Origin of the sequence: Pseudomonas sp. UBA6310, from assembly GCF_002438225.1 — a bacterium.
Lineage (GTDB): Bacteria > Pseudomonadota > Gammaproteobacteria > Pseudomonadales > Pseudomonadaceae > Pseudomonas_O > Pseudomonas_O kuykendallii.
In genome coordinates this window covers 53,150-79,311 of the sequence record NZ_DJTK01000053.1, presented here as the reverse complement: position 1 = coordinate 79,311, position 26,162 = coordinate 53,150, and the positions used below count along the sequence as shown (strand labels likewise).

Below are 26,162 nucleotides of genomic sequence, written 5' to 3'. Positions count from 1 at the left end.
GTGAAGAAAAATATTTAATCAGAACGGGCGCTTACGTTTTCGCTCAGGCGCTGGGCGGCACGTAGCCTTCGGCCTGGGCGTAGTCCTCGCCGGAGAGGAACTTGTCCATCTCGGCCTGCAGGAACTTGCGATCCTCGACGTTCATCATGTTCAGCCGGCGCTCGTTGATCAGCATGGTCTGGTGCGCCTGCCACTCGTCCCAGGCCTTCTTCGAGACGTTGTTGAACAGCTCTTCGCCCTTGGCGCCGGGGTACGGCGGACGGTCGAGGGCGGGCAGTTCCTGTTTGTACTTACGGCAGATCACGGTGCGGGTCATGGGCTTTCTCCTGCGTTCAGCTCGTCGGCGGCGCGTTTCAGCAGTTTCTTGACCGGGGCGGCGAGGCCCAGGCGCGGAGGGGTGGCGAGGTTATACCAGAGCCAGTCGGCCTCGGCCACGACGTGGGGCATGCTGCTGACTTCCACTAGCCAGGGTTCGATGGCCAGGCGGAAATGGCTGAAGGTGTGGGTCAGCCCGGGCAGCTCGCGACGTTCGCCCAGCTGCAGGAAATGCCGCGCGGCGAGGGCTTCGAGCGCCTGCAGATCGTCCAGTTCGGGCAGGCTCCAGAGGCCGCCCCAGAGGCCGCTGGCAGGGCGCCGGTAAAGCAGGATGGCGCCCTCGCGGTTGCTCAGCAGTGGCATCAGCGTGCGCTTCTGCGGCAGCTCCTTGCGCGGCTTCGGCGTCGGGAAGTCGGTCTCGCGGCCGAGCAGGTGCGCGCGGCAGCCGGCGCGCATTGGGCAGAGCAGGCAACTCGGCTTGCTGCGCGTACAGAGCGTGGCGCCGAGGTCCATCATCGCCTGGGTGTAGTTGCCGACGCGTTGCTGCGGAGTGAAGCGCTCGGCGGCGCTCCACAGCTGGCGGGCGACCTTGGGTTCGCCGGGGTAACCGCTCTGCGCGGTGTAGCGCGCCAGTACCCGCTTGACGTTGCCATCGAGAATCGGTGCGCGCAGGCCCATGCTCAGGCTGGCGATGGCGCCGGCGGTGGACAGGCCGATGCCGGGCAGCTCGGCCAGCGCGAGCACGTCACGCGGAAATTCGCCGCCATGCTGCTCGACGACGATCTTCGCCGTGCGGTGCAGGTTGCGCGCGCGGCTGTAGTAGCCCAGGCCGGTCCACAGGTGCAGCACTTCGTCCTCCGGCGCCTCGGCCAGCGCTTGCACGTTGGGCAGCACCTGCATGAAGCGGCCGAAGTACTCCAGCACGGTGGCGACCTGGGTCTGCTGCAGCATGATCTCGGACACCCACACGCGGTAGGGCGTTATGCCCTGCTGCCAGGGCAGGTCCTTGCGGCCGTGGCGGTCGTACCAGTCGAGCACCGCCGCGGAGAACTGCTCGGGGCTCATCGCTTGAACAGCCCCTTGAGCGCGTCCTTGAGTTCCGGGCTGACCTTGTCGCCGAGCTTCTCCTCGATCTTCTGGTTGAGCTTGTCGCCGGCCAGTTGCGCAGCGACCTTGCCCATCCCGTCCTTGTCCAGACGGCAGGCCTTGGCGCCCAGTTCCAGCGGGCCTCGGCAGCGCAGCGGCCAGGCGATGTCGGCATAGCGCGCATTGACCTGGCAGGCCGGGTCGGGCATTTCGCCCTTGTCGCCTTCGATGACGATGCCGACGCGGTAGTCCATGCCCAGCACGCGCAGGTCGAGGTCGCCGTCGCCGTTGACCCGCAGGCCGGGAATGCGCGCCTTGAGGTCCGGGTTGCTGGCCACGCCGTCGCGGAAGGTCAGGCTGCCCTGGAGTTGCTCGAACGGCGTGTTTCGCCCGCGCGGCTCGCTGGAGAGCGATTTGCGGTTGAGCGTGGCGATGGCCATGCAGAGTTGCTGTTCGAGGTTGGCATCGACCAGTACGCCGTCGTTGAGGCTGAAGTTGGCCGTGCCGTTCAGCCCTTCGATCCAGGCCTTCTGACTGTTGCCGCGGGTGCGCAGGTCGGCGTTCAGGTCGAGCAGGCCCTTGATCGGCGTCGCCTCGCCCTTGCGCTGGAGAATTTTCTCCACCGGCACGCGCGCGATGTGGCTGGTCAGGGCGAGTTGCACTTCCGGCTGGCGCGCGTCGATCCGGCCCTTGGCGTCGAAACGGCCGTCATGCAGGTCGCCGCGCAGTTCCTCGACGGCGAGCAGCCCGTCCTTGGCATTGCCCCGGAGCGAGGCATTGGCGATCGGCAGCTTGTCCAGGGTCAGCAGGCCCAGGTCGAGATCGACCTTCGCATCGATCTTGCGCAGCGGGTCGAGCGGCAGCGCCGGTTCGGCGCTCCAGGCCTGCTGCGACGGTTTCTCCGGCAGCTCGCTGGTGCCGCGGCCGGCGGCGGCGATGCTGCCGTCGACTTCCGACTGGCGCGCGGCACTGGCGGCCTTGCTGTCCTTCGAAGTGGGCGGCAGGTAGCGGTCGAGGTCCAGGCGGTCGCCCTTGAGCTGCACCTGCAAGGCCCGTTTGGCCAGGTCGGTCACGGCGATCGAACCGTTGAAGGTGCCGCCGTCGAGTTTCAGCGTGAGGTCGTCCAGCGCGATGCTGTTCTCGGTGGCAGTCAGGCGGGTGGCCAGCTCGGCTTTGCTCAGCGCGCCGGCATCGGCCATGGGCGGCAGTCGCTGGCCGATGCCTTCGAGGAATTCCCTGAGGTTGAACTCGGCGATGGACAGGCCGCCGCTGAGCTTGGGCTCGGATTCCAGGTCACGCACCTTGAGGTCGCCGATGCCGCGCAGGCCATTGGCGGTCAGCTTGAGGCTGTTCCATTCGGCGATTTGCGCGGCGAGGTCGGCGAGCAGTTCGCCCTGCGCGCTGAAGGCAAGGGTCTTGCCTTGCAGCGGCTCGCCGGACGCCTCGCCGGACAGGCGCGCGTTGCCCAGCTGGTAGCGCTTGAGCGCGCGGTCGAAGCGCAGGTCGGCCTGCAGTTCGGTGCGCGCGCGCATCACCGGCTGGTTGCTGCCGAAGAAGGCGCTGAGTGTGATCGGGATGTCGCTGCCTTCGCGAATCGCACCGGTGCTCAGCTCGATGCTCTCGGCGTTGAACTCGCGACCGTTGCGCTCGTCGCGATAGGCGACGCGGGCGTCCTTCACGCTGAGGCTGTCGATGTCGAGCTTCAGCGGCTCGGCGGGCGCCTCGGCGCGCTGCTCGGCGGCGTCGGAGGAGGGCGCGGAGGTCGTCGCCTCGCCGCTGGCCTGGGGCGCCGGGTGGCCGACCTGTTCCCAGTTGCCGTTGCCCTGGGCATCGCGTTTCAGGGTCAAATTGAGCCCTTCGACGCGGATGTCGCTCATCTGCACCTGTTTGCGCAGCAGTGGCAGCACGCGCACGGACAGCCCGAGCATGCGCAGGTCGGCGAACGGCTCGTTCGGCGTCGCGGCACTGGCCAGCGTGGCCTCGTGGAGTTCGATGCCGAGCCAGGGGAACAGGCTCCAGCCGATGTCGCCGTTGAGGGTCAGCTCGAGGTTGGCCTTGTCGTGGGCGATCTTGCGGATCTCGTCCTTGTAGTCGTTCGGGTCGAACAGGTGGGTCAACGCGAAACCGAGGGCGACCAGGAGCAGCAGAAGTCCGAGGAAGACCAGACCCAGGATTTTGCCGAGGGCTTTCATGGACGAGTCCTTGTAGTCGGGGTGAAGAGGCGTGCGGCAAAACAGCCGCACGCATGGAGGGCCTGCAGTATAACGCGACCGTTCAGAGCGCTGCGGCGACCCGTTCGGCGATCGCCAGGCTGGCGGTCAGCCCCGGCGATTCGATGCCGAAGAGGTTCACCAGCCCCGGTTGGCCGTGTTGCGCGGGCGTCTGGATGACGAAGTCGGCGGCCGCCTCGCCGGGGCCGGAGAGTTTCGGCCGGATGCCGCTGTAGCCCGGATTCAGGCGGCTGGCGTCGAGGCCGGGGAAGTAGCGGCCGATCGCCGTGGCGAAGGGTTCGCGCAGGGCTTCGTCGACCCCATAGTCGAGGGTGTCGAGATAGCGCACGTCCGGGCCGAAGCGCAGCTGCCCGCCGAGGTCGAGGGTGGCGTGCACGCCGAGGCCGGCGGTGTTGGCTTCCGGCATCGGGTAGATGAGGTGCTGGAACGGCGAGCGTCCGGCGTAGGTGAAATAGCGCCCCTGGCACATGTGCAGGGCCGGGATCTGCGCAGCGCCGAGGCCGTCGGTCTGGGCGGCGAGGCCCTGCGCGAACAGGCCGCCGGCGTTGACCACGCGCTGCGCCTTTATCTGGAACGGCTCGCCGCCGCTGACGCCGCTGGCGATCCAGCCGTCGCCGTCGTGGTGCAGGTTGTCGACGCGGGTATCGAGCACCAGTTGTGCGTCCTGCTGCTCCGCGGCGGTCAGCAGGGAGTGCATGTACAGGTGGCTGTCGATGATCCCGGTGCTCGGCGAGAGCAGCGCGGCGACGCCGCGCACTGCCGGCTCCATCTCCGCCAGCCGCGCCTGGCCGATCTCGCGCAGGTCGCCGACGCCACAGGCCTCGGCGTTCGCCGCGAGTTTCTCCAGCTTGGCGCGTTCGGCGTCCTCCACGGCGACCAGCAGCTTGCCGATTCGCCGGTGCGGCACGTCGCGCTCGGCGCACCAGGCGTACAGCCGCTCGCGGCCTTCCAGGCAGAGTTCGGCCTTCAGCGAGCCCGGTTCGTAGTAGATGCCGGCGTGGATCACCTCCGAATTGCGGCTGGAGGTGTGGCTGCCGATGAGCTTTTCGCGCTCGACGATGAGCAGGCTGTGATGCGGGCTGGCGAGACGGGCGGCGCAGGCCAGGCCGAGGGCGCCGGCGCCAATGATCAGGGTATCGATGCTATCCATGGCGTTCGCTGCATGAAGGGCTGTTCGGGTCGGTCGTCCGGTGAGGTCGCCGAGATTCGGTGAGGGCCGAGCGGTCGCAATCACGGATGATGGCGCGTTGCCCACCTGCATGCGTCTGCCTGGCGGGGCGAAAGTTCCGGTTGCGCTGGATTTTCCCGGCCGGTGCGGTGAGTTGTCGCATGCGTCGTGGTAAATTCCGCGCGCTTGTTCCTGCCTTGCTTGCACATACAACTATAGGAATTACCCATGAGCAGTTCTCCCTTGCCGGTTGGCAAGGCCGGGCCAGCGTTTCTCTCCAAGGAACGCACCATCGCCCGTCCTGGCTTCAACCGCTGGCTGGTCCCGCCAGCTGCCCTCGCGATCCATCTCTGCATCGGTATGGCCTACGGCTTTTCGGTGTTCTGGTTGCCGCTGTCGAAAGCGGTAGGCATCGGTAGCGCCGTCGCCTGCGCTCCGGAAATGGGCTTCTTCGCCCAGGTATTCGCCGCCGACTGCGACTGGAAGATTTCCATGCTCGGCTGGATCTACACGCTGTTCTTCATCTTCCTCGGCTGCTCCGCGGCGATCTGGGGCGGCTGGCTGGAACACGCGGGCCCGCGCAAGGCCGGCCTGGTCTCGGCGGTCTGCTGGTGTGGCGGCCTGCTGATTTCCGCCCTCGGCATCTACACCCACCAGATCTGGCTGATGTGGCTGGGCTCCGGGGTGATCGGCGGTATCGGCCTCGGCCTCGGCTACATCTCGCCGGTGTCGACGCTGATCAAGTGGTTCCCGGACAAGCGCGGCATGGCCACCGGCATGGCCATCATGGGCTTCGGCGGCGGCGCCATGGTCGGCGCGCCGCTGGCGGCCAACCTGATGGGCCACTTCGCCACCCCGACCAGCGTCGGTGTGTGGGAGAGCTTCGTCGCCATGGCGGCGATCTACTTCGTGTTCATGGTCGGCGGCGCGCTGTCGTACCGCGTCCCGCCCACCGGCTGGAAGCCCGAGGGCTGGACGCCGCCGGCGAAGAAAAGCGAAAACGCGATGATCACCCACGGCCACGTGCACGTCAGCGTCGCCTGGAAGACCCCGCAGTTCTGGCTGGTCTGGGCCGTCCTCTGCCTCAACGTCTCGGCCGGTATCGGCATCCTCGGCATGGCTTCGCCGCTGCTGCAGGAAGTCTTCGGCGGACGCCTGCTGGGTGTCGACGGCAGCTTCGGCGACCTCGACGCCGGGCAACTGGCGCAGATCGCCGCGATCGCCGCCGGCTTCACCGGCCTGCTCAGCCTGTTCAACATCGGCGGGCGCTTCTTCTGGGCGTCGATTTCCGATCACCTGGGGCGCAAGGCGACCTACGCGATCTTCTTCGCCCTCGGCTTCGTGCTCTACGCCTCGGTGCCCTGGTCCGGCCACGCCGGCAGCGTCGCGCTGTTCGTCGGCGCGTTCTGCATCATCCTGTCGATGTACGGCGGCGGTTTCGCCACGGTGCCGGCCTACCTCGCCGACCTGTTCGGCACGCAGATGGTCGGCGCCATCCACGGTCGTCTGCTGACCGCCTGGGCCGTCGCCGGCGTGCTCGGCCCGGTGCTGGTCAACTACATCCGCGAGTACCAGCTGTCGATCGGCGTCGAGCGTGCCGCCGCCTACGACATCACGCTGTACATCCTCGCCGGCCTGCTGGTGCTGGGATTCATCTGCAACCTGCTGGTGCGCCCGGTAAATCCGAAGTACTTCATGAGCGCCGAGCAACTGGCCGCCGAGCGCGCCCACGGCGAGAAGTCCGCGCCGGTCAGCGAACTGGCCTGGTCGGCCAGCCCGTCGAGCTTGCCGCTGGTGATCGTCGCCTGGCTGGTGGTCGGTATCCCGCTGGCCTGGGGTGTCTGGGTGACCCTGCAGAAAACCGCGGCGCTGTTCGGCTGAGTGCCACGATCTGCTGCGCGTCGGTCCTCCGGCGGGCAGTGAAGGCGCGGTGCCGTAACGCCGCGCCAGAGGTGCGCGCGGAGCCGCTCAGATCCTGACCGGCTCCGCCCCGCGGAATCGCAAACGGCTTTTCCGCGCTCCGCCGTTTCCGCCCAGACGCGCCCGCGTCTGCGGCCTGTCGTCCTACCCTGCGTTCGGCCTATAATGTCGCCCCTTTCGCCCTGAGATTTCGCGGAGCTGGTGATGGCCGAACGTACGGCATCTGTCGAACGCAATACCCTGGAGACCCAGATCAAGGTCTCGATCAACCTGGATGGCAGCGGCAAGTCCCGTTTCGACATCGGCGTGCCCTTCCTCGAGCACATGCTCGACCAGATCGCCCGGCACGGCCTGATCGACCTGGACATCCAGTGCAAGGGCGACCTGCACATCGACGACCACCACACCGTGGAAGACGTCGGCATCACCCTCGGCCAGGCCTTCACCCAGGCGGTCGGCGACAAGAAGGGCATGACCCGCTACGGCCATTCCTACGTCCCCCTCGACGAGGCGCTGTCGCGCGTGGTAATCGACTTCTCCGGGCGTCCCGGCCTGCAGATGCACGTGCCGTTCACCCGCGCGGTGGTCGGCGGCTTCGATGTCGACCTGTTCCAGGAATTCTTCCAGGGCTTCGTCAACCACGCCCTGGTCAGCCTGCACATCGACAACCTGCGCGGCACCAATACCCATCACCAGATCGAAACGGTGTTCAAGGCCTTCGGCCGTGCGCTGCGCATGGCCGTGGAACTGGACCCGCGGATGGCCGGGCAGATGCCCTCGACCAAGGGAATCCTCTGATGCAGACGGTCGCCGTGATCGACTACGGCATGGGCAACCTGCACTCCGTGGCCAAGGCGCTGGAGCACGTCGGTGCCGGCCGCGTCCAGGTGACCAGCGATGCCAGCGTGATTCGTGAGGCCGACCGCGTGGTGTTCCCCGGCGTCGGCGCGATCCGCGACTGCATGGCCGAGATTCGCCGCCTGGGCTTCGACGAGCTGGTCCGCGAAGTCAGCGCCGACCGCCCGTTCCTCGGCATCTGCGTGGGCATGCAGGCGCTGATGCAGCGTAGCGAGGAGAACGGCGGCGTCGACTGCATCGGCCTGTTCCCCGGCCAGGTGCGCTTCTTCGGCAAGGACATGCAGGAAGACGGCGAGGCACTCAAGGTGCCGCACATGGGCTGGAACCAGGTGCGCCAGGAAGTCGATCACCCGCTGTGGCACAACATCCCCGGCGACGGCCGCTTCTACTTCGTGCACAGCTACTACATCGAGGCCGGCAACCCCCGCCAAGTGGTCGGTCGCGGCTATTACGGCAAGGAATTCGCCGCCGCACTGGCCGACGGCTCGCGCTTCGCCGTGCAGTTCCACCCGGAGAAGAGCCACACCCACGGCCTGCAATTGCTGCAGAACTTCGCCGCCTGGGATGGCCGCTGGTGAGCACCGCACGCAAGGCGAAAACGCCGATCCTGCAACTCGACGCGGCCCAGGAAAGCGCCGCGGTCGAGGTGCTCAAGCGCTTTCTCGAGGACCGTTTCGAGCTGGAGCTGGGTTCGTTCGAAGCCCGGGAAGTGCTCGATCTGTTCGCCCGCGAGGTGGCGCCGCTTTACTACAACAAGGCGATCTTCGACGTGCAGGCGCACCTCAAGGACCGCTTCGAGAGCATCGAGAGCGACCTCTGGGCGCTCGAGAAACCCTGATTACCCTTGCCGGGCCGTCCGGGTTCGCAGCGCCGAAGCGCTTGCCCGGCGTGCCTTCGAAGAAGGAACAAACATGCTGATCATCCCCGCAATCGACTTGAAGGACGGTGCCTGCGTGCGCTTGCGCCAGGGCCGTATGGACGACTCCACGGTGTTCTCCGACGATCCGGTGAGCATGGCCGCGAAATGGGTCGAGGCCGGCTGCCGGCGCCTCCACCTGGTCGACCTCAACGGTGCCTTCGAGGGCCAGCCGGTCAACGGCGAAGTGGTCGCGGCGATCGCCCGGCGCTACCCGCACCTGCCGATCCAGATCGGCGGCGGCATCCGTTCGCTGGAGACCATCGAGCACTACATCAAGGCCGGTGTGAGCTACGTGATCATCGGCACCAAGGCGGTCAAGCAGCCGGAATTCGTCGGCGAAGCCTGCCGCGCCTTCCCCGGCCGGATCATCGTCGGCCTGGACGCCAAGGATGGCTTCGTCGCCACCGACGGCTGGGCGGAGGTCAGCGCCTTGCAGGTGGTCGACCTGGCGAAGCGCTTCGAGGCCGACGGCGTCGCCGCGATCGTCTACACCGACATCGCCAAGGACGGCATGATGCAGGGCTGCAACGTCGAGGCTACCGCCGCCCTGGCCGCGGCCAGCCGCATTCCGGTGATCGCCTCCGGCGGCATCCACAACCTGGGCGATATCGAGAAGCTGCTGCTGGCGCGCTCGCCGGGCATCGTTGGCGCCATCACCGGTCGCGCCATCTATGAAGGCACGCTGGACGTGGCCGAGGCGCAGGCCTTCTGCGACGGCTTCAAGGGCTAGATAGTTGAGGTAGGGCGCGCGGGCCGCCTGGGCTGCGCGAACCGCTGACGGTTACCGGTGCGCACGGCGCACCCTACGAGAGAAGTCGCCATGGCACTGGCTAAACGCATCATCCCCTGCCTCGACGTCGACAACGGTCGCGTGGTCAAGGGCGTGCAGTTCGAGAACATCCGCGACGCCGGCGATCCGGTGGAAATCGCCCGCCGCTACGACGAGCAGGGCGCCGACGAGATCACCTTCCTCGACATCACCGCCAGCGTCGACGGCCGCGACACCACGCTGCACACCGTCGAACGCATGGCCAGTCAGGTGTTCATCCCGCTCACCGTCGGGGGCGGCGTCAGAACGGTGCAGGACATTCGCAACCTGCTCAATGCCGGAGCGGACAAGGTCTCCATCAATACAGCCGCGGTCTTCACCCCCGAGTTCGTCGGCGAGGCGTCCTCGCGGTTCGGCTCGCAGTGCATCGTGGTCGCCATCGACGCCAAGCGCGTCTCGGCGCCCGGCGAAACACCGCGCTGGGAAATCTTCACCCATGGCGGGCGCAAGCCGACCGGCCTGGACGCGGTGGCCTGGGCCAGGAAGATGGAAGACCTCGGCGCCGGCGAGATCCTGCTCACCAGCATGGATCAGGACGGCGTGAAGAGCGGCTACGACCTCGGCGTCACCCGCGCCATCAGCGAGGCGGTCGGGATTCCGGTGATCGCCTCGGGCGGCGTCGGCAATCTCGAGCACCTCGCCGCCGGGATTCTCGAAGGCAAGGCCGCCGCAGTGCTCGCCGCGAGCATCTTCCACTTCGGCGAATACACCGTTCCCGAAGCCAAGGCCTACCTGGCCAGCCGCGGTATCGTCGTACGCTGACGTTTCCGTCATCGCCCCTACGCCGGGGGCGATGCCACCGGGCGTTGCCCGAGCCTTTCGCGCGTCACCGATTTGCCGTCGATCAGCGTGCGCGCCCTGGCTCCGGATATCCTTCATCCACTCCATCGTTCTGCGAGAGATCATGCTCAAACGCGTATTGCTGCCGCTGCTCGGCACCTTGCTCCTGTTCGCCGGCACCGCGCGCGCCGAAATCGACAAGTACTACAGCGTCGTTCTGCTCACGGAAAACTTCCCGCCGTACAACATGGCGATCAACGGGAAGAATTTCGCCCATGAGAGCAATATCAACGGCATCGCCGTGGACATCGTTCGCGAAATGTTCAAGCGTGCCGATATCCGCTACAGCATGACGCTGCGCTTCCCCTGGGAGCGCATCTACAAGCTCGCCCAGGAGAAGCCCAACTACGGCGTGTTCGTCACCGCCCGCCTGCCGGAGCGGGAGGACGCGTTCAAGTGGGTCGGCCCCATCGGTCCGGACGACTGGGTCCTGCTGGCGCGCGGCGATAGCCCGATCAGCGTCGACAGCCTGGAAGCGGCCGGGAAGTACCGGATCGGCGCCTACAAGGGCGATGCGATCGCCGAGCGCCTGGCGGAAAAGGGCCTGCAGCCGATCACCGTGCTGCGCGACCAGGAAAACGCCAGGAAGCTGGAGAAAGGCCAGATCGACCTCTGGGCCACTGGCGATCCGGCCGGCCGCTACCTGGCCAGGCAAGAAGGTGTCAGCGGGCTGAAAACGGTGTTGCGTTTCGACACCGCTCAGCTCTATCTGGCGCTCAACAAAAAGGTGCCGGACGAGGTGGTGCAGAAACTGCAAGCGACGCTGGAGCGGATGCGGGCCGAGGGTTTCGTCGACGAAATACTGGGTCGCTACCTGTAATCGATGCCTGGCCTTCATGTAGATGAAACGCCACGGCGACAGACACTGGAGTAGTGCTGACATGCTGAAATCGTTGCAAAGGACGTTGACGTTGAGCTTGTTGCTGGTGGCCTCGGCAGCACGCGCCGAGCTGCCGGCCGACTACAAGGTGGTCCTGCTGACCGAGAACTTCCCGCCGTTCAACATGGCGATCGACGACAAGAACTTCGCCCGCGACGACGGCATCGACGGCATCAGTGCCGACATCGTGCGGGAGATGTTCAAGCGCGCCGGGATCGCCTACACCCTGACCCTGCGTTTCCCCTGGGATCGGCTCTACAACCTCACCCTCGACAAGCCCAACTACGGGCTCTTCTCGACCACCTATACCCCCGAGCGCAAACCGCTGTTCAAGTGGGTCGGTCCGCTGGCCAAGACCGGCTGGGTGCTGCTCTCGGCGCCTGGCAGCACGATCAAGGTCGCCAGCCTCAAGGAGGCCGAAAAGTACAAGCTCGGCGCCTACAAGAACGACGCGGTCAGCCAGCACCTGGAAAGCCAGGGGATGAAGCCGATCAACGCCCTGCGCGATCAGGAGAACGTCGGCAAGCTGCTCAAGGGGCAGATCGACCTGTGGGCCACCACCGACCCGGTCGGCCGCTACATCGCCAAGCAGGAAGGTGCCACCGGGCTGCAGACCGTGTTGCGCTTCAACGACGCCGAGCTGTACCTGGCGCTGAACAAGGACACCCCGGACGAGGTGGTCGAGCGACTGCAGAAAGCCCTGGACGCCATGCGCGCCGAAGGCTTCGTCGAGGACGCGACGAACAACTACCTGTAGTTGCCGCGGGCGCGCAGGCGATGCGCGCCCGTATCCCACCGCGCCCGTGCGCTCTTCGCGCCGAGCCGCCGCCTAGCGATAGATCCCGCCCTTGCCATGCGCCGCCATCGCCCGGTTGCCGCGCACGGCGATCATCAGGTCGATGCCGATCCAGTCGATGCCCTGTTCGCGCAGGCGCGGCAGCTCGCGTTCGAGTACCGCGAGGGTATCCGGGTGAGGGTGGCCGATGAGCACCGCCGAGCCCTGCTTGCGAGCCAGCTGAATGCCGGCGGCCAACTGCCGGGCGACCGCCTGCGGGTTCGGATCGTCATCGAGAAACACGTCGCGCGACAGGCTCGCCAGGCCGATCTTCTGTGCCTGGGCGGCGGCGACGGTGGCGGGGCTGGTGCGGCTGTCGAGGAAGATCAGGTGGCGGCGCTGCAACTCGCCCATCAGCCAGGCCATCGGCTCCGCTTCGGCGGTCATCCGGCTGCCCATGTGGTTGTTCAGGCCATGCGCGTAGGGCACGGCGTCGAGCGCCGCGTCGAGGCGCTCGTGCAGTTGTTGCAGGGGCATCTGCGGATGCCAGGAGAAGGGCCCGCCGGCAGGGTCCATCGGCAGGTGCAAGAGCACGGTCTTGCCGGCCCGATGCGCGGCCAGCGCCAGTTCGCGTGCGTGCGGGGTGTCGGGGAGGATGGACAGCGCGACCGGACCGGGCAGGGCCAGCACCCGGCGGTCGCGTGGCGGATTCTGCCCGAGGTCGTCGATGATCAGCGCCAGGCGCGGACGTTTGCCTGGCGGCGGGTTCGCCTGCTCGGCCTGCGCCAGGCCGAAGACGCCCAGCAGCAGGAGCAGCAGCCAGGCCCGCACCGGCTTACTTGCTGCGAGTGAGGTTCAGGCCCTTGAGCAGGTTCAGCGCCTGGTTCAGCTGGTAGTCGTCGTCCTGCAGGCGCGGTTCGGTTTTGCTCGGATGCCCGCTGGGCTTGTCCGCGCCGCCGTTGCCGTTGCCCAGGTGACCGGCGAGATCGGCTTCCTTGAAGGTCTCGCCGTCGCCTTCCGGGGTGACCTTGGCGCGCGCGACTTCGATGTCGGGCACGATGCCCTGGGCCTGGATCGAGCGGCCGTTGGGGGTGAAGTACAGCGCGGTGGTGAGCTTCAGCGCGCGGTCGTTGTTCAGCGGCAGCACGGTCTGCACCGAACCCTTGCCGAAGCTGTCGGTGCCCATCAGCACGCCGCGTTTGTGGTCCTGCAGGGCGCCGGCGACGATTTCGGCCGCCGAGGCGCTGCCACCGTTGATCAGCACAACCAGCGGCACGCCTTCGCTGGCATCGGCCGGGTCGGCGGAGAAGCGCAGCTCGGAGTTGGCGATACGCCCCTTGGTGTAGACGATCAGGCCGTCGGTGAGGAAGTGGTCGGCCACCTCGACGGCCGACTGCAGCACGCCGCCGGGGTTGTTGCGCAGGTCGAGGACCAGGCCCTTGAGCTTGCCGTTGTTGTCCTTGCGCAGCTTGGCCAGGGCCTTGCCGACTTCCTCGCCGGTGTTGATCTGGAACTGGGTGATGCGCACGTAGCCGAAGCCCTTCTCGAGGAACTGGCTCTTCACGCTCTGCACCTTGATCACCGCGCGCGCCAGCTCGACGTCGAACGGCTTGCCGCCTTCGCCACGCACCAGGGTGAGGGAAATCTTGCTGCCCGGCTTGCCGCGCATCTTGTCGACGGCATCCATCATCGACAGGCCCTTGGTTGGCTGCCCGTCGATCTTCACGATCAGGTCGCCGGCCTCGATGCCGGCCTTGGACGCCGGAGTGTCGTCGATCGGCGAGACCACCTTGATGAAGCCGTCCTCGACACCGACCTCGATGCCCAGGCCGCCGAATTCGCCGCTGGTACTTTCCTGCAGTTCCTCGAACTCCTGCGGATCGAGGTAGGCGGAGTGCGGATCGAGGTTGCTGAGCATGCCCTTGATGGCGTTTTCCAGCAGCGTCTTGTCGTCCACCGGTTCGACGTAGGCCGCCTTGATGCGGTCGAGCACCTCGGCGAAGGTTCGCAGCTCGTCCAGCGGCAGCGGCGCCTTGGCTTGCGCGGCCGGCGTGGCGGGCATCGGCGCCGGCGCCATCGAGGCCGGAGGCTGTTGCGCCCAGGCGCCGCCACTGCCCGCGATGAGCGAAAGGGCCAGGGCGAGCGAGGTGGGGCGAAGCAGATGGCGCACGTGCAGCATGTCGAACTCCAAGGTAATGAACGCGCTAACCCTGCGCGCGGCACCATTGCGTGGGGTCGCTGGGGCGGCCCTGCTGGCGGATGGCGAAATACAGCGCGGGGGTTTCTTGGCCCCCGCTGGTGCCGACGGTGGCGATCGGCTCGCCGGCCTTGACGATATCGCCGGCACTTTTCAGCAAACTCTGGTTGTGGCCGTACAGGCTGAGATAGCCCGAGCCATGGTCGAGAATGACCAGAAGCCCGGCGCCACGCAACCAGTCGGCGTACACCACGCGGCCGCCATGCACCGCGCGGACCTGGCTGCCGGCACTTGCGCCGATCAGCACGCCGTCCCACTTGGTTCGGGCGTCGTCGCCGCGCGGAGTGCCGTAGCGGGCCACGATGCGTCCGTCCACCGGCCAGGGCAGCTTGCCACGGGCACTGCCGAACGGGCCGCCGTAGTTGGCCCCGGCGCTGGACACCAGCGGCCCGCTCGGGGCGCTGGGCGTTCTGTTCGGCGCGCCCTTTGGCTGCTCGCGGGCCAGGGCTTCCTGGCGGCGTTGCTCGGCGAGCGCCTGCTGACGCGCCTGCTCGGCCTCACGGGCCTGGCGGGCGAGAGTTTCCTCGATGGTCTTGAGCACCTGGCCGAGTTCGGCCTGCTCCTGCTCGCGGGCCTTGAGGCTGCGGTCCTTGGTCGAGTACTCCTGATTCAGCTTGGCCAGGGCTTCCTGGCGCTCCTTGCGGACCTGCGCCAGTCGCTCGCGTCGGCTGTCGAGGCCGTCCTTCTGTTCGTTGAGCTGGGCGTTCTGCGCGGCGATGTCGCTCTCGACGTTGGCCAGTTGGCGCAGCGTCTCGTTGAACGCGGTGAGCTGTTCGAGACGGGCCTGGCTGAGGTAGTCGTAGTAGGTCAGGGTACGGGCGAATTTCTCCGGGTTCTGCTGGTTCAGTAGCAGCTTGATGTATTCCTGGCGCCCGCTCTGATAGGCGGCGCGGGCCTGGATGCCGATCAGGCGTTGCTGCTCAAGGCGTGCGCCCTGGAGTTTTTTTTTCTCTTCGTCGAGGCGCTTGAGCTCGTCCTGGCTCTTGCGCATCTCCTCTTCGAGCTGCCGGACCTGCTTTTCCAGGTCGCCCATCTCGGTCTCGGTGCTGCGCAGTTGCTTCTGCACGCCGCTTTTTTCCTGCTGCACTTTCTCCAATAGCTTTTTCAGCTCGGCGACGTCCTTGCGCGCCGCCTCCAGCTGTTGCTGGGTTTCGGCGCGCTGGTCGGCGAACGCCGGGCTCAGCAACAGGGTGGCAAGCAAGAGGGTCAGGATGCGGAGCATGGAGTGCAGCGATACCGGGATAGAAGTGGAGGTTAGTATGCCTAAGAACCTGTTCACGATCTGCTGTACGTTGGCGTTACTGCGTCAAAAACAAGTTCGGATGCTCATTTACCACTCGTAACTCCGCTTCCTCACGTGTTTTTGCGGGGCGCCTTGCCCTTGTAACGCTCCAGCTCGCGAGATCGTGAGCAGGTGCCAGGACGGCGCGGACGCCTTGGTTCAAGCCGCGGGCCGGACACCGCGAAAAGGCGCGGTGCCCGGCCGCGACGGCATCAGTCCAGCGTGACGATCGAGGTGCCGGTCATTTCCCTGGGAATCGGCAGGCCCATCAGCGTCAGCATGGTCGGCGCGACGTCGGCCAGCACGCCGCCTTCGCGGATGTGCAGCTTGCGCTTGCCGACATAGATGAAGGGCACCGGCTCGCAGGTATGCGCGGTGTGCGCCTGGCCGGTGCCTTCGTCCTTCATTTGCTCGACGTTGCCGTGGTCGGCGGTGATCAGCGCTTCGCCGCCGACCTTGTCCAGCGCCGCGGCGATGCGGCCGACGCAGGTGTCGAGGCATTCCACGGCTTTCACTGCGGCTTCGAACACGCCGGTATGGCCGACCATGTCGCCGTTGGCGTAGTTGACCACGATGACATCGTAGCGCTGGTTCTCGATGGCCTCGACGATGCGGTCGGTGACCTCGGGGGCGCTCATCTCTGGTTGCAGGTCGTAGGTGGCGACTTTCGGCGACGGGATCAGGATGCGCTCTTCACCTTCGTAGGGTTCTTCGCGACCGCCGGAGAAGAAGAAGGTGACGTGGGCGTACTTCTCGGTCTCGGCGATGCGCAGCTGGGTCTTGCCGTTCTTCGCCAGGTATTCGCCGAGCACGTTGGTCAGCGCTTCCGGCTTGTAGGCGCTGGGCGCGTCGATGCTGGCGGCGTACTGCGTCAGCATCACGTAGCCGGCCAGTTTCGGCTGGCGCGCACGGGGGAAGTCCTTGAAGTCGGGCTCGACGAACACGCGGCTGAGCTCGCGGGCGCGGTCGGCGCGGAAGTTCATGAAGACCACCGCGTCGCCGTCTTCCACCGGCGCCGGGGCACCGATGGCGGTGGCCTTGACGAATTCGTCGCTCTCCTCGCGGGCGTAGGCGGCCTCTAGGCCGGCGACCGCGGTGTCGGCGGTGAACTGCGCCTTGCCGTCGACGATCAGGTCGTAGGCCTGCTGCACGCGGTCCCAGCGGTTGTCGCGGTCCATCGCGAAATAGCGCCCGATCAGCGTGGCGATGCGGCCCTTGCCCAGGCGCGCGAAGGTGGCGTCCAGCAGTTCGATGGAGGCCTGGGCGCTGCGCGGCGGGGTGTCCCGGCCGTCGAGGAAGGCGTGCAGGTAGATCTTCTCGGCGCCGCGACGCGCGGCCAGCTCGGCCATGGCGACCAGGTGATCCTGGTGGCTGTGCACGCCGCCGTCGGAGAGCAGGCCGAGGATGTGCACGGCCTTGCCCGCGCCGACGGCCTTGTCCACGGCGGTGCAGATCGCCGGGTTCTCGAAGAAGTCGCCGTCGCGGATCGCCTTGGTCACGCGGGTGAAGTCCTGATACACGACGCGGCCGGCGCCCAGGTTCATGTGGCCGACTTCGGAGTTGCCCATCTGTCCGTCGGGCAGGCCGACGTCCATGCCGCTGCCGGAAATCAGGCCGTTCGGCTGGCTCGCCACCAGGCCGTCGAGGACCGGCTTGCGCGCGGCGAGCACGGCGTTGGAGTCAGGGCTGTCGCTGTGACCGAAGCCGTCCAGGATGATCAGAACCAGGGGTTTGGGCGTTGCGCTCATGAAAGGCTTCCTGAAATTTTCCATTCGTTGCGGCGGGGTGGCCGCGCTGGGCAGTTGCCATCGAAAATCGTCGGCCGTGGCAGTGACGGCGGGCTCAGCATTCTACGGGGCCGCTTGGTTTCGCGTCACGGTTCGGCAGGTTTCGGCCGGCTCGGGGTGCTGTGTATACTGGCCGGCATTTTACCGCCCTGGAACCTATTGATGCTCGCCAAGCTGATTGAATTCGCCACTAACCACTACGTGCTTGCCAGCCTGTTCGTCGTGCTGCTGATCGCCCTGATCCTCAACGAATCGCGCCGCGGCGGCCGCAGCCTGAGCAATCGCGAGCTGACTTCGCTGGTCAACAGTGGCGAGGGCGTGGTGTTGGACGTTCGCGTCAAGAAGGAGTTCGACACCGGGCACGTGGTCGATGCGCTGAACATTCCCCACGACAAGGTGGTCAACCGCGTGGCCGAGCTGGAAAAGCACAGGTCCAAGACCCTCATCGTGGTCGACGCCATGGGCCAGCATTCCGGAACCGTCTGCAGCGAGCTGAAGAAGCTCGGCTTCAACGCCGTCAAGCTGTCCGGCGGCATCTCCAGCTGGCGCGGAGACAACCTGCCCCTGGTCAAGTGATATGTCGAAGATCGTCATTTACACCACGCCCTGGTGTCCGTACTGCATCCGCGCCAAGCAGTTGCTCGAGCGCAAGGGTGTCGCCTTCGAGGAAATCGGCGTGGAGCGCGACGCCGCGCTGCGTGCCGAGATGACCCGCAAGGCCGGCCGCACCTCGGTACCGCAGATATGGATCGGCAGCACCCACGTGGGTGGCTGCGACGATCTCTTCGCTCTGGAGCGCGCCGGCAAACTCGACGCCTTGCTCAAGGGCTGATTTCCACTGTCGTAACTCACAAGGCTCTGCCATGACTGAAGAAACCACCAACGGCGCCGCCCAGGACGCTCAGAACCCGCAATTCTCGCTGCAGCGCATCTATGTGCGCGACCTCTCCTTCGAAGCGCCGAAGAGCCCGGAAATCTTCCGCCAGGACTGGACGCCGAGCGTCGCGCTGGACCTCAACACCCGCCAGAAGCCGCTGGAAGGCGACTTCCACGAAGTCGTGCTGACCCTCTCGGTCACCGTGAAGAACGGTGAAGAGACCGCCTTCATCGCCGAAGTGCAGCAGGCCGGCATCTTCCTGATCAAGAACCTGGACGCTGGCTCGATGAGCCACACGCTCGGCGCGTTCTGCCCGAACATTCTCTTCCCGTATGCCCGCGAGACCCTGGACAGCCTGGTCACCCGTGGCTCGTTCCCGGCGCTGATGCTGGCCCCGGTGAACTTCGATGCGCTGTACGCGCAAGAGCTGTCGCGCATGCAGTCGGCCGGTGAAGGCACGCTCAACTGAGTGTCGGATGCCGCGAATGAACGCCCTTCGGGGCGTTTTTTTATGCCCGCGCGAAGCGAAGCGGAGTCCGCAGTGAACCGTCGCAGGCGCCTCGGGTCGATTGTCCGGTAAGCCCAACGCCCATCATGGAGTACCTGCAATGGACCTTATCCGCATCATCATCGCCATCCTGTTGCCGCCGCTCGGAGTCTTCCTCCAGGTCGGCTTTGGCGGGGCGTTCTGGCTGAACATCCTGCTCACGCTGCTCGGCTACATCCCCGGCATCATCCATGCCGTCTGGGTCATCGCGCGGCGCTGAGGCGGTTCACGGACGCCGGCGCGCAACGCGCCGGCTTCGGGTAAAACGACGAGCTTTGCCGCGATGTGACGCAGATCGTCTTAAATTTCCGTTTACTGAACCTTCCCTGCCTGGCATCGGACTAATGCTGATTCGGTGCGGCATTCGGAATAGTCCGGTTGCGCGCGCTGGTTTACCATGCCGGCCTCGCGTCAGAGGGAGTCGCAGAACTCCCGTGCCATTTCAGTTGCTAGGGAAGCGAAATGAACAGAACATCGCCCATCGACGAGAAGGCCTTCCGCCGCATTCTCGGCCGCAACGTGTCCCTGCCGCTCGGCATGGGTATCCTCAGCTCGCTGTTTTTCATCGCGATCATCTTCTACCTCCTCGATGTCAGCCGCTGGGTCGAGCACACCGACCGCGTCATCGCCGAATCCAACGAGACGCTGAAGCTGGTGATCGACATGGAAACCGGCCTGCGCGGTTATCTCATCACCGGTGACGAGATATTCCTCGAGCCCTATCAGCGGGCGCGCAACGAATTCGTCAGCAAGTCCACGCCGCTCAAGGAGCTGGTCGCGGACAACCCGGTGCAAGTCAACCGGATCGTCAAGATCGAACAGCTGCAGCAGCAGTGGATGGATTTTTCCGCGCGCATGATCAGCCTGCGCCGGCAGGGTGACGACTCTTACATCCAGCAGCTCAAGGACCTGTCCGGCAAGCGCCTGACCGACTCCATCCGGGTGTACTTCAGCGACGTCCTGGCGACCGAGAGCCAGTTGCGCCAGGAACGTACCGAGACGGCGCAGAAGGTCACGATCTTCGGTGTCGGCGGCGTGATCCTGCTCAATCTGCTGATCAGCGGTTTCCTCGCCTTCATGGGGCGTCGCGAGCTGATGCAGCTGTCGCGCACCTACGACGAGGTGCTGGCGACCCAGGCGGCGCACGCCGAGAAGCTGCAGCAGCAGGCCTGGTTCCGCTCCGGGCAGACGCTGCTCGCCGAGGAACTGATCGGCCAGTTGAGCATGAATCAGCTGGGCGACAGCACGCTGGGCTTCCTCGCCCGCTACCTGGGCATGGTCGTCGGCGCGCTCTACGTGGTCGATGACAAGCGCCTGAAGCGCGTCTCCGCCTATGCGTTCAGCGAGGATCAGGCGAGACAGAGGAAGGAGCTGGCATTCGGCGAGGGTCTGGTCGGCCAGGTCGCGGTGGATCGTCAGCCGATGGCCCTCGAGTCGCTGCCGGAGAATTACCTGCGGGTGAATTCGTCCCTCGGCGACAGCGTCGCCCGCTCGGTGCTGATCTTCCCGGTGGAGGACGGCGGCGAGCTCAACGGCGTGATCGAACTGGGCTTCCTGCGTCCGCTGGAGGAAAAGGACAGCGAGTTGCTCACCCTGCTCGCCGGCAACGTCGGCTCGGCGCTGGCCGCCGTCAACTACCGGCAGCGCCTGCAACGCGCGCTGGCCGACACCCAGTCGCTCAACGAAGAGCTGCAGGTCCAGCAGGAAGAGCTGCGCAGCGCCAACGAGGAGCTGGAAGAACAGTCCTGCGCGCTGCGCGAATCCCAGGCCAGCCTGGAGGCCCAGCAGGCCGAGCTGGAGCAGACCAACGAACAGCTTTCCGACCAGGCCCAGGCGCTGGAGCAGCACCGCGACCAGCTCAACGAGCGCAACCGCGACCTGCACCAGGCCCAGCTGCTGCTGGAGACGCGTGCCGAAGAGCTGCAGCGCGCCAGCCGCTACAAGTCCGAATTCCTCGCCAACATGTCCCATGAGCTGCGCACGCCGCTGAACAGCTCGCTGATCCTGGCCAAGCTGCTCGCCGACAACGCCCAGGGCAATCTCAGCGAAGAGCAGGTCAAGTTCGCCAGCTCCATTTACTCCGCCGGCAACGACCTGCTCACCCTGATCAACGATATCCTCGACCTGTCCAAGGTCGAGGCCGGCAAGCTCGACATGCACCTCGAGCCGACCGGGCTGGCCCGCCTCGGCGAGAACCTCAGCAACCTGTTCCAGCCCCTGGCCGAGCAGAAGAAGCTGGATTTCCATATCCAGTTCGAGGAAGGCGTGCCGGCTTCCGTGTTCACCGATTCGCAGCGCCTGGAGCAGATCCTCAAGAACCTGCTGTCGAACGCCTTCAAGTTCACCGACAAGGGCGCCGTCACCTTGCGCATTCGCAAGCAGGACGACGAACACGTGGCATTCGACGTGATCGACAGCGGTATCGGTATCCGCGCCGAGCAGCAGGAGATCATCTTCGAGGCCTTCCGCCAGGCCGACGGCACCACCAACCGTCGCCACGGCGGCACCGGTCTCGGCCTTTCGATCTCCCGTGAGCTGGCGCGCATGCTGGGCGCCACGGTCAGCGTAGTGAGCGAGGAGGGTAAGGGCAGCGCGTTCACCCTGCTGCTGCCGATCGAATACCAGGGCGCCCCGGAAGACTCGCCGAACGCGCCGCAGCCGAGCGTTGCCAGTACGCCCGTCACCGACCGCCTGCCCCTGCAACCGCTGGCCAAGCCCGCCCCGCCACCGGTGCCGGCGCTCACCTTCCCCGACGATCGCGACGACTTCACCCGGGAAGGGCGCAGCGTGTTGATCATCGAGGACGAACCGCAGTTCGCGAAGATCCTCTTCGATCTGGCCCACGAGCTGAAGTACAACTGCCTGGTGGCGCATGCCGCCGACGCCGGCTACGACCTGGCGCTGCAATTCCAGCCTGATGCCATCCTGCTTGACATGCGCCTGCCCGATCATTCCGGGCTCACCGTGCTCGAGCGGCTCAAGGAGAACCCCGATACCCGGCACATCCCGGTGCACATCGTCTCCGTCGAGGATCGCCAGGAAGCGGCGATGCACATGGGCGCGGTGGGCTATGCCACCAAGCCGGTGTCGCGCGAGCAGATGAAGGACGTGTTCCTGCGCCTGGAAGCCAAGTTGGAGCAGAAGGTCAAACGCATCCTGCTGGTGGAGGACGACGACCTCCAGCGCGAAAGCGTGACCCGCCTGATCGAGGACGACGACATCGAGATCACCGCCGTCGCGCGCGGCACCGAGGCCCTCGACGAACTGCATCGCAACACCTTCGACTGCATGATCATCGACCTCAAGCTGCCGGACATCGACGGCAACGAGCTGCTGGCGCGGATGGCCGAGGAGGATATCCAGTCCTTCCCGCCGGTGATCGTCTACACCGGCCGCAGCCTGACCCGCGACGAGGAAACCGAGCTGCTCAAGTACTCGCGCTCGATCATCATCAAGGGTGCGCGCTCGCCGGAGCGGTTGCTCGACGAGGTGACCCTGTTCCTGCACAAGGTCGAAGCGAACATGCCGCTGGAGCGGCAGAAGATGCTCAAGACCGTGCGCAACCGCGACCGCGCCTTCGAGGGCCGCAAGATCCTCCTGGTCGACGACGATGTACGCAACATCTTCGCCCTGAGCAGCGCGCTGGAGCAGAAGGGCGCGGTGGTGGAAATCGCCCGTAACGGCCTCGAGGCCGTGGCCAAGGTGCAGGAAGACGAGGAAATCGACCTCGTGCTGATGGACATCATGATGCCGGAGATGGACGGCTACGAAGCGATGACCGAGATCCGCAAGGACCCGCGCTTCGCCCGCCTGCCGATCATCGCAGTGACCGCCAAGGCGATGAAGGACGACCAGGATCGCTGCCTGCGCGCCGGTGCCAACGACTACCTGGCCAAGCCCATCGAACTGGACCGGCTGTTCTCGCTGATCCGCGTCTGGCTGCCCAAGCTGGAGGTCTTCTAGCCGATGCCCGAGCGCGCCCTGGAAATCGAGCTTCGCTTGCTGATCGAAGCGGTCTACCTGCGTTACAGCTACGACTTCCGCAACTACGCCATGGCCTCGCTGAAGCGGCGCGTGGTGCAGGCGCTGCGGACCATCGGCTGCAGCAGCGTGTCCGAACTCCAGGGCAAGATCCTGCACGACCCGCAGGCGTTCATGGCGCTGCTGCAGTACCTCACCATCCCGGTCAGCGAGATGTTCCGCGATCCGGCGTATTACCTGGCGCTGCGTACCCAGGTGGTGCCGCTATTGCGCACCTACCCCTCGCTGAAGATCTGGATCGCCGGCTGCAGCACGGGCGAGGAGGTCTACTCGATGGCGATCCTGCTCAAGGAAGAGGGGCTGCTGGAACGCAGCCTGATCTACGCCACCGACATCAACCCGCAGTCGCTGGAGCGCGCGCGCCAGGGCGTCTATACCCTGGACAGCATCCGCGCCTACACCGAGAGCTACCAGAAGGCCGGCGGCAAGCGGCTGTTCTCCGATTACTACACCGCCGCCTACGACGCGGTGCTGATGGACAAGTCGCTGCGCGAGCACGTGACCTTCGCCGACCACAGCCTGGCCACCGACAGCGTGTTCGCCGAGACCCAGTTCATTTCCTGCCGCAACGTGCTGATCTACTTCGACCGCGCGCTCCAGGACCGCGCCATCGGCCTGTTCCACGAGTCGCTCGGGCACCGCGGTTTCCTTGGCCTGGGCAGCAAGGAGAGCCTCGACTTCACCAGTTTCGCCGAGCAGTTCGAGCCCGTGTCGAAGCGCGAACGGGTGTTCCGCAAGCTATGAGCCCGACCCTCTCGCAGCGCGCCACGCGCCTGCAGGCGGTCGTCATCGGCATGTCCGCCGGTGGCCTGGAAGCCCTCAGCCAGATGCTGCGCGACATGCCCGAGGACTTCGGCCTGCCGCTGATCGTGGTCCAGCACGTGCCGGAGAACCATCCCAGCCAGATCGTCGAGATCTTTCAGCGGCTCTGCTCGTTGCAGGTGGACGAGGCCCGCGACAAGGACCGGCCCAAGCCCGGTCATCTGTATTTCGCTCCGCCGGGGTATCACCTGCAGGTGGAGATGGATCGCACCTTCAGCCTCAGCGTCGATCCGCGGGTGCATTACGCGAGGCCGTCGATTGACGTATTGTTCGACAGCGCCGCGGACGTCTGGGGGGATCAGCTGGCCGGAATCCTCCTTACCGGGGCCAATTCGGACGGCGCCGAGGGCCTGCACAGCATCGCCCGCTACGGCGGTCTGACCGTCGTGCAGGAGCCCACCGAGGCGCTCGCCGATACCATGCCGCGTTCGGCGCTCAAACTGTTCCAACCCGATTACGTGCTGCCGCTCGCCGGCATTCGCCAACTACTGCTTCGAATGGACCGCTGAACATGCTGCCGGAAATGGAGCCAGCCAAACTGCTGATCGTCGACGACCTGCCGGAGAACCTGCTGGCCCTCGACGCGTTGATCTGCAGTGAAGACATCGAGGTATTCAAGGCCGATTCGGGCGAGGATGCCCTGGAGCTGCTGCTGCGCCACGAATTCGCGCTGGCGATTCTCGACGTGCAGATGCCGGGAATGGACGGCTTCCAGCTCGCCGAGATGATGCGCGGCGCCGAGCGCACCCGGCACATCCCGATCGTCTTCGTCAGCGCCGCCGGGCGCGAGCTGAACTACGCGTTCAAGGGCTACGAAAGCGGCGCGGTGGATTTCCTCTACAAGCCGCTGGACCCGATGGCCGTGCGCAGCAAGGTCAACGTCTTCGTCGAGCTGTACCGCCAGCGCAAGACGCTGCGCCTCCAGCTCAGCGCGCTGGAGCGCAGCCGTCACGAGCAGGAGGTGCTGCTGGGCGAATTGCGGCAGACGCAGGTCGAGCTGCAGCACGCGGTGCGCATGCGCGACGACTTCATGTCGATGGTTTCCCACGAATTGAAGACGCCGTTGAACACCCTGATCCTTGAGGTGCAACTGCGCCGGCTGTACCTCGACCGGGGCAATCTCGACGCCTTCGAGCCCGACCGGCTGCGCGGCATGGTGGAAAAGGACGAGCGGCAGGTCCGCGCGCTGATCCGTCTGATCGACGACATGCTCGATGTCAGCCGCATCCGCACCGGCAAGCTGTCGATCCGCCCCGATTTGATCGACCTAGCCGCGCTGGCGAACAAGGTGGCGGACAATTTCGAGGCGCAGATGGCGCAGGCGGGCTACGAGGTTCACCGTGAGATCAGCGGGCCGGTGATGGGTTACTGGGACGAGTTCCGCATCGAGCAGGTGGTGGCCAACCTGCTGACTAACGCCATGCGCTATGGCCGGCAGAAACCGGTGACGATCCGCGTGAACCCGGGTGAAGCCTCGGTGCTGCTGCAGGTCGAGGATCAGGGCATCGGCATCTCGGAGTCCGACCAGGCGCGTATCTTCAGTCAGTTCGAGCGGGTCGGCAGCCCTGACAAGGTCGCCGGGCTGGGCCTGGGCCTGTTCATCGCGAAACAGATCGTCAGGGCCCATGGCGGCAACATCACGGTGCGCAGCTGCGTCGGCGAGGGCTCGCTGTTCAGCGTCGAGCTGCCGTTGCAGCAGGCGGTGGCGATGCCGGAAAACGGCCGCGCGCTGCACAGCCGGCTGGCCTGATCCTCGAAGCTCTGCGCCGTGGCTGACCCCGCGCACCCGGCGCGCGGCTGCATCCACCGGTCCTTCGCGCTGAACCACCCGCGCCCGCTCGCCTCGAACGAAGGTAGCCACCTTCGGAGAGACATCATGCGCATGCACAGAATCGCGGTCCTCACCCTGGCCGGGCTGTTCGCCACCGCCGCCTTCGCCGACAACACCGGTCCCACCCATCCGGACAGCGGCGCCCGCAGCCCGCTGGACAGCAAGGATCACCAGCAGGGCGTCTACCCGGAGCCCGGCATCGATACGCAGGACGGCAGCCCCAGCGCACCGGGCGTCGACCCTCAGAACGGCGACCGCACCTCACCGAGCCTGCCGGGCAAGTCCGGCAGTGACGACAACGGGCCGATCCCCAGCGTCGATCAGGACGGCTCGCGCGCCACCGGGTCCTGATACGGCCTCAGCGGCGGGCCTGCCAGGCGCAGTGCCCCGGCCGCGGGCCGACCTGCGGATGATTGCGGCAGGTGTCCGGGCGTCGCTCGTAGATCGTGCAGCGCCGGCTGAGCCGATCCAGATACAGGCAGTCACCGCTCGCCAGGCGGGTGAGGGTGAACAGGCCGCTCTTCTGGTTGAAGTGCTCGACGCTGCCTGCCTTCATCAGACGCCGGGCGATCTGCCTGGGCGGCTCGTCGATCTCGAACTGGTCCACCAGTTGCATGCGCACCAGATCACCGATGCGCGCTTCCACCGGGAGCGTGCAGCAGGTCGCGTGACAGTCGTTGCACAGACCCTTCTGGTACTTGATCCAGGTCTCGAGGCGATCGACGTCGGCATTGGCGATGGGGATGCGTTTCATGGCCTTGCTCATGGGTTGTACCGGTGGGCGCGCGATCATAGCGATGCCCAGGTTTTTTGCCAGTCCCCCTGCATGGCGTTCGCGCCGCGCCGAGGTCCGAGCTAGAGTGCTCGGACGTGCCGGGAAAGGAATCCACGGAAGCC

26 protein-coding genes are annotated in these 26,162 nt (G+C 66.1%); 17 read left to right on the top strand and 9 right to left on the bottom strand.

Annotated features, from left to right (window positions below; genetic code table 11):
• Positions 1-43: 43 nt before the first annotated feature.
• From B3E91_RS12970 to B3E91_RS12955, 4 genes are all read right to left on the bottom strand, one after another.
• A complete protein-coding gene (locus tag B3E91_RS12970; RefSeq protein WP_090225542.1) occupies positions 44-316 on the bottom strand; it encodes an oxidative damage protection protein in 273 nt (90 codons plus the stop codon).
• Positions 313-1,380 carry an A/G-specific adenine glycosylase gene (mutY, locus tag B3E91_RS12965; protein WP_287029813.1) on the bottom strand — a complete coding sequence of 356 codons (1,068 nt, stop codon included), beginning with the start codon at positions 1,378-1,380 and terminating at the stop codon, positions 313-315. The genes B3E91_RS12970 and mutY overlap by 4 nt, the downstream gene beginning before the upstream one ends.
• Entirely contained in the window at positions 1,377-3,593 is a 2,217-nt protein-coding gene (locus B3E91_RS12960; RefSeq protein ID WP_287029811.1) for an AsmA family protein, read from the bottom strand. Before B3E91_RS12960 ends, mutY begins: the two co-directional genes overlap by 4 nt.
• An 82-nt stretch (positions 3,594-3,675) precedes the next feature.
• Complete coding sequence (locus B3E91_RS12955) at positions 3,676-4,782, bottom strand: NAD(P)/FAD-dependent oxidoreductase (protein WP_287029810.1); 1,107 nt, start codon at positions 4,780-4,782, stop codon at positions 3,676-3,678.
• A gap of 246 nt (positions 4,783-5,028) precedes the next feature.
• Between B3E91_RS12955 and B3E91_RS12950 the strand changes: the two genes are divergently transcribed.
• The 8 genes from B3E91_RS12950 to B3E91_RS12915 all read left to right on the top strand — a co-directional run bounded on the left by B3E91_RS12950 (position 5,029) and on the right by B3E91_RS12915 (position 11,803).
• Entirely contained in the window at positions 5,029-6,681 is a 1,653-nt protein-coding gene (locus B3E91_RS12950) for an OFA family MFS transporter (protein ID WP_287029809.1), read from the top strand.
• 243 nt (positions 6,682-6,924) lie between these two features.
• Positions 6,925-7,518: an imidazoleglycerol-phosphate dehydratase HisB gene (gene hisB, locus B3E91_RS12945; protein ID WP_090225550.1), complete on the top strand. Its 594-nt coding sequence runs from the start codon at positions 6,925-6,927 to the stop codon at positions 7,516-7,518.
• Positions 7,518-8,156, top strand: a complete 639-nt coding sequence (gene hisH / locus B3E91_RS12940) for an imidazole glycerol phosphate synthase subunit HisH (protein WP_287029808.1) — start codon at positions 7,518-7,520, stop codon at positions 8,154-8,156. The genes hisB and hisH overlap by 1 nt, the downstream gene beginning before the upstream one ends.
• On the top strand, positions 8,153-8,416 hold the full coding sequence (locus B3E91_RS12935) for a DUF2164 domain-containing protein (protein ID WP_273232616.1): 264 nt from the start codon (positions 8,153-8,155) through the stop codon (positions 8,414-8,416). The genes hisH and B3E91_RS12935 overlap by 4 nt, the downstream gene beginning before the upstream one ends.
• 73 nt (positions 8,417-8,489) lie before the next feature.
• Positions 8,490-9,227 carry a 1-(5-phosphoribosyl)-5-[(5-phosphoribosylamino)methylideneamino]imidazole-4-carboxamide isomerase gene (gene hisA / locus B3E91_RS12930; RefSeq protein WP_287029806.1) on the top strand — a complete coding sequence of 246 codons (738 nt, stop codon included), beginning with the start codon at positions 8,490-8,492 and terminating at the stop codon, positions 9,225-9,227.
• A gap of 90 nt (positions 9,228-9,317) precedes the next feature.
• Positions 9,318-10,088, top strand: coding sequence for an imidazole glycerol phosphate synthase subunit HisF (hisF, locus tag B3E91_RS12925; protein WP_090225555.1), 771 nt, complete (start codon positions 9,318-9,320; stop codon positions 10,086-10,088).
• A 142-nt stretch (positions 10,089-10,230) separates the two neighbouring features.
• Positions 10,231-10,986 carry a substrate-binding periplasmic protein gene (locus B3E91_RS12920; RefSeq protein WP_273232618.1) on the top strand — a complete coding sequence of 252 codons (756 nt, stop codon included), beginning with the start codon at positions 10,231-10,233 and terminating at the stop codon, positions 10,984-10,986.
• A gap of 61 nt (positions 10,987-11,047) precedes the next feature.
• Positions 11,048-11,803: a substrate-binding periplasmic protein gene (locus B3E91_RS12915; protein WP_273232619.1), complete on the top strand. Its 756-nt coding sequence runs from the start codon at positions 11,048-11,050 to the stop codon at positions 11,801-11,803.
• 72 nt (positions 11,804-11,875) lie between these two features.
• Here B3E91_RS12915 and B3E91_RS12910 read toward each other — a convergent pair whose 3' ends face one another.
• The 4 genes from B3E91_RS12910 to gpmI form a co-directional block, all read right to left on the bottom strand.
• Complete coding sequence (locus B3E91_RS12910) at positions 11,876-12,652, bottom strand: divergent polysaccharide deacetylase family protein (RefSeq protein ID WP_414708256.1); 777 nt, start codon at positions 12,650-12,652, stop codon at positions 11,876-11,878.
• Between the two features lie 4 nt (positions 12,653-12,656).
• Entirely contained in the window at positions 12,657-13,991 is a 1,335-nt protein-coding gene (locus B3E91_RS12905; protein ID WP_175534329.1) for a S41 family peptidase, read from the bottom strand.
• Between the two features lie 34 nt (positions 13,992-14,025).
• Entirely contained in the window at positions 14,026-15,300 is a 1,275-nt protein-coding gene (locus tag B3E91_RS12900; protein WP_287029803.1) for a murein hydrolase activator EnvC family protein, read from the bottom strand.
• A 272-nt stretch (positions 15,301-15,572) separates the two neighbouring features.
• Positions 15,573-17,108, bottom strand: a complete 1,536-nt coding sequence (gpmI, locus tag B3E91_RS12895) for a 2,3-bisphosphoglycerate-independent phosphoglycerate mutase (protein WP_287029802.1) — start codon at positions 17,106-17,108, stop codon at positions 15,573-15,575.
• Positions 17,109-17,309: 201 nt separating this feature from the next.
• Between gpmI and B3E91_RS12890 the strand changes: the two genes are divergently transcribed.
• The 9 genes from B3E91_RS12890 (at position 17,310) to B3E91_RS12850 (ending at position 25,616) form a co-directional block, all read left to right on the top strand.
• The gene (locus B3E91_RS12890; protein WP_273232622.1) at positions 17,310-17,723 is read left to right on the top strand and encodes a rhodanese-like domain-containing protein; all 414 of its coding nucleotides are present in this window, start codon (positions 17,310-17,312) and stop codon (positions 17,721-17,723) included.
• A 1-nt stretch (position 17,724) separates the two neighbouring features.
• Complete coding sequence (gene grxC / locus B3E91_RS12885) at positions 17,725-17,979, top strand: glutaredoxin 3 (protein WP_090225568.1); 255 nt, start codon at positions 17,725-17,727, stop codon at positions 17,977-17,979.
• Positions 17,980-18,010: 31 nt separating this feature from the next.
• Positions 18,011-18,493: a protein-export chaperone SecB gene (gene secB / locus B3E91_RS12880; protein WP_090225569.1), complete on the top strand. Its 483-nt coding sequence runs from the start codon at positions 18,011-18,013 to the stop codon at positions 18,491-18,493.
• A gap of 139 nt (positions 18,494-18,632) precedes the next feature.
• A complete protein-coding gene (locus B3E91_RS12875; RefSeq protein WP_090225571.1) occupies positions 18,633-18,791 on the top strand; it encodes a YqaE/Pmp3 family membrane protein in 159 nt (52 codons plus the stop codon).
• Positions 18,792-19,033: 242 nt separating this feature from the next.
• A complete protein-coding gene (locus B3E91_RS12870) occupies positions 19,034-22,534 on the top strand; it encodes a response regulator (protein WP_287029801.1) in 3,501 nt (1,166 codons plus the stop codon).
• Between the two features lie 3 nt (positions 22,535-22,537).
• A complete protein-coding gene (locus B3E91_RS12865) occupies positions 22,538-23,356 on the top strand; it encodes a CheR family methyltransferase (RefSeq protein ID WP_090225574.1) in 819 nt (272 codons plus the stop codon).
• Positions 23,353-23,943 (top strand): chemotaxis protein CheB, encoded by a 591-nt coding sequence (locus B3E91_RS12860; protein ID WP_090225576.1) that lies wholly within the window; start codon positions 23,353-23,355, stop codon positions 23,941-23,943. Before B3E91_RS12865 ends, B3E91_RS12860 begins: the two co-directional genes overlap by 4 nt.
• Before the next feature lie 2 nt (positions 23,944-23,945).
• A complete protein-coding gene (locus B3E91_RS12855; protein ID WP_287029800.1) occupies positions 23,946-25,184 on the top strand; it encodes a hybrid sensor histidine kinase/response regulator in 1,239 nt (412 codons plus the stop codon).
• A gap of 126 nt (positions 25,185-25,310) precedes the next feature.
• The gene (locus tag B3E91_RS12850) at positions 25,311-25,616 is read left to right on the top strand and encodes a hypothetical protein (protein ID WP_273232632.1); all 306 of its coding nucleotides are present in this window, start codon (positions 25,311-25,313) and stop codon (positions 25,614-25,616) included.
• 7 nt (positions 25,617-25,623) lie between these two features.
• On the opposite strand, the gene B3E91_RS12845 is transcribed toward B3E91_RS12850, so the two are convergent.
• Positions 25,624-26,019, bottom strand: a complete 396-nt coding sequence (locus tag B3E91_RS12845; RefSeq protein ID WP_287029797.1) for a YkgJ family cysteine cluster protein — start codon at positions 26,017-26,019, stop codon at positions 25,624-25,626.
• Between the last annotated feature and the right edge of the window lie 143 nt (positions 26,020-26,162).

Excerpts from the sequence above, each read along its gene's own strand:
- B3E91_RS12920 (WP_273232618.1), top strand. The coding sequence starts at position 10,231 with ATGCTCAAACGCGTATTGCTGCCGCTGCTCGGCACCTTGCTCCTGTTC.
- B3E91_RS12875 (WP_090225571.1), top strand. The coding sequence starts at position 18,633 with ATGGACCTTATCCGCATCATCATCGCCATCCTGTTGCCGCCGCTCGGA.
- hisF (WP_090225555.1), top strand. The coding sequence starts at position 9,318 with ATGGCACTGGCTAAACGCATCATCCCCTGCCTCGACGTCGACAACGGT.
- B3E91_RS12970 (WP_090225542.1), bottom strand. The coding sequence starts at position 316 with ATGACCCGCACCGTGATCTGCCGTAAGTACAAACAGGAACTGCCCGCC.
- secB (WP_090225569.1), top strand. The coding sequence starts at position 18,011 with ATGACTGAAGAAACCACCAACGGCGCCGCCCAGGACGCTCAGAACCCG.
- B3E91_RS12955 (WP_287029810.1), bottom strand. The coding sequence starts at position 4,782 with ATGGATAGCATCGATACCCTGATCATTGGCGCCGGCGCCCTCGGCCTG.
- B3E91_RS12850 (WP_273232632.1), top strand. The coding sequence starts at position 25,311 with ATGCGCATGCACAGAATCGCGGTCCTCACCCTGGCCGGGCTGTTCGCC.
- hisH (WP_287029808.1), top strand. The coding sequence starts at position 7,518 with ATGCAGACGGTCGCCGTGATCGACTACGGCATGGGCAACCTGCACTCC.
- B3E91_RS12845 (WP_287029797.1), bottom strand. The coding sequence starts at position 26,019 with ATGAAACGCATCCCCATCGCCAATGCCGACGTCGATCGCCTCGAGACC.
- B3E91_RS12870 (WP_287029801.1), top strand. The coding sequence starts at position 19,034 with ATGAACAGAACATCGCCCATCGACGAGAAGGCCTTCCGCCGCATTCTC.
- gpmI (WP_287029802.1), bottom strand. The coding sequence starts at position 17,108 with ATGAGCGCAACGCCCAAACCCCTGGTTCTGATCATCCTGGACGGCTTC.
- hisB (WP_090225550.1), top strand. The coding sequence starts at position 6,925 with ATGGCCGAACGTACGGCATCTGTCGAACGCAATACCCTGGAGACCCAG.
- B3E91_RS12865 (WP_090225574.1), top strand. The coding sequence starts at position 22,538 with ATGCCCGAGCGCGCCCTGGAAATCGAGCTTCGCTTGCTGATCGAAGCG.
- B3E91_RS12915 (WP_273232619.1), top strand. The coding sequence starts at position 11,048 with ATGCTGAAATCGTTGCAAAGGACGTTGACGTTGAGCTTGTTGCTGGTG.
- B3E91_RS12900 (WP_287029803.1), bottom strand. The coding sequence starts at position 15,300 with ATGCTCCGCATCCTGACCCTCTTGCTTGCCACCCTGTTGCTGAGCCCG.
- B3E91_RS12890 (WP_273232622.1), top strand. The coding sequence starts at position 17,310 with ATGCTCGCCAAGCTGATTGAATTCGCCACTAACCACTACGTGCTTGCC.
- B3E91_RS12960 (WP_287029811.1), bottom strand. The coding sequence starts at position 3,593 with ATGAAAGCCCTCGGCAAAATCCTGGGTCTGGTCTTCCTCGGACTTCTG.
- B3E91_RS12950 (WP_287029809.1), top strand. The coding sequence starts at position 5,029 with ATGAGCAGTTCTCCCTTGCCGGTTGGCAAGGCCGGGCCAGCGTTTCTC.
- grxC (WP_090225568.1), top strand. The coding sequence starts at position 17,725 with ATGTCGAAGATCGTCATTTACACCACGCCCTGGTGTCCGTACTGCATC.
- B3E91_RS12855 (WP_287029800.1), top strand. The coding sequence starts at position 23,946 with ATGCTGCCGGAAATGGAGCCAGCCAAACTGCTGATCGTCGACGACCTG.
- hisA (WP_287029806.1), top strand. The coding sequence starts at position 8,490 with ATGCTGATCATCCCCGCAATCGACTTGAAGGACGGTGCCTGCGTGCGC.
- B3E91_RS12860 (WP_090225576.1), top strand. The coding sequence starts at position 23,353 with ATGAGCCCGACCCTCTCGCAGCGCGCCACGCGCCTGCAGGCGGTCGTC.
- mutY (WP_287029813.1), bottom strand. The coding sequence starts at position 1,380 with ATGAGCCCCGAGCAGTTCTCCGCGGCGGTGCTCGACTGGTACGACCGC.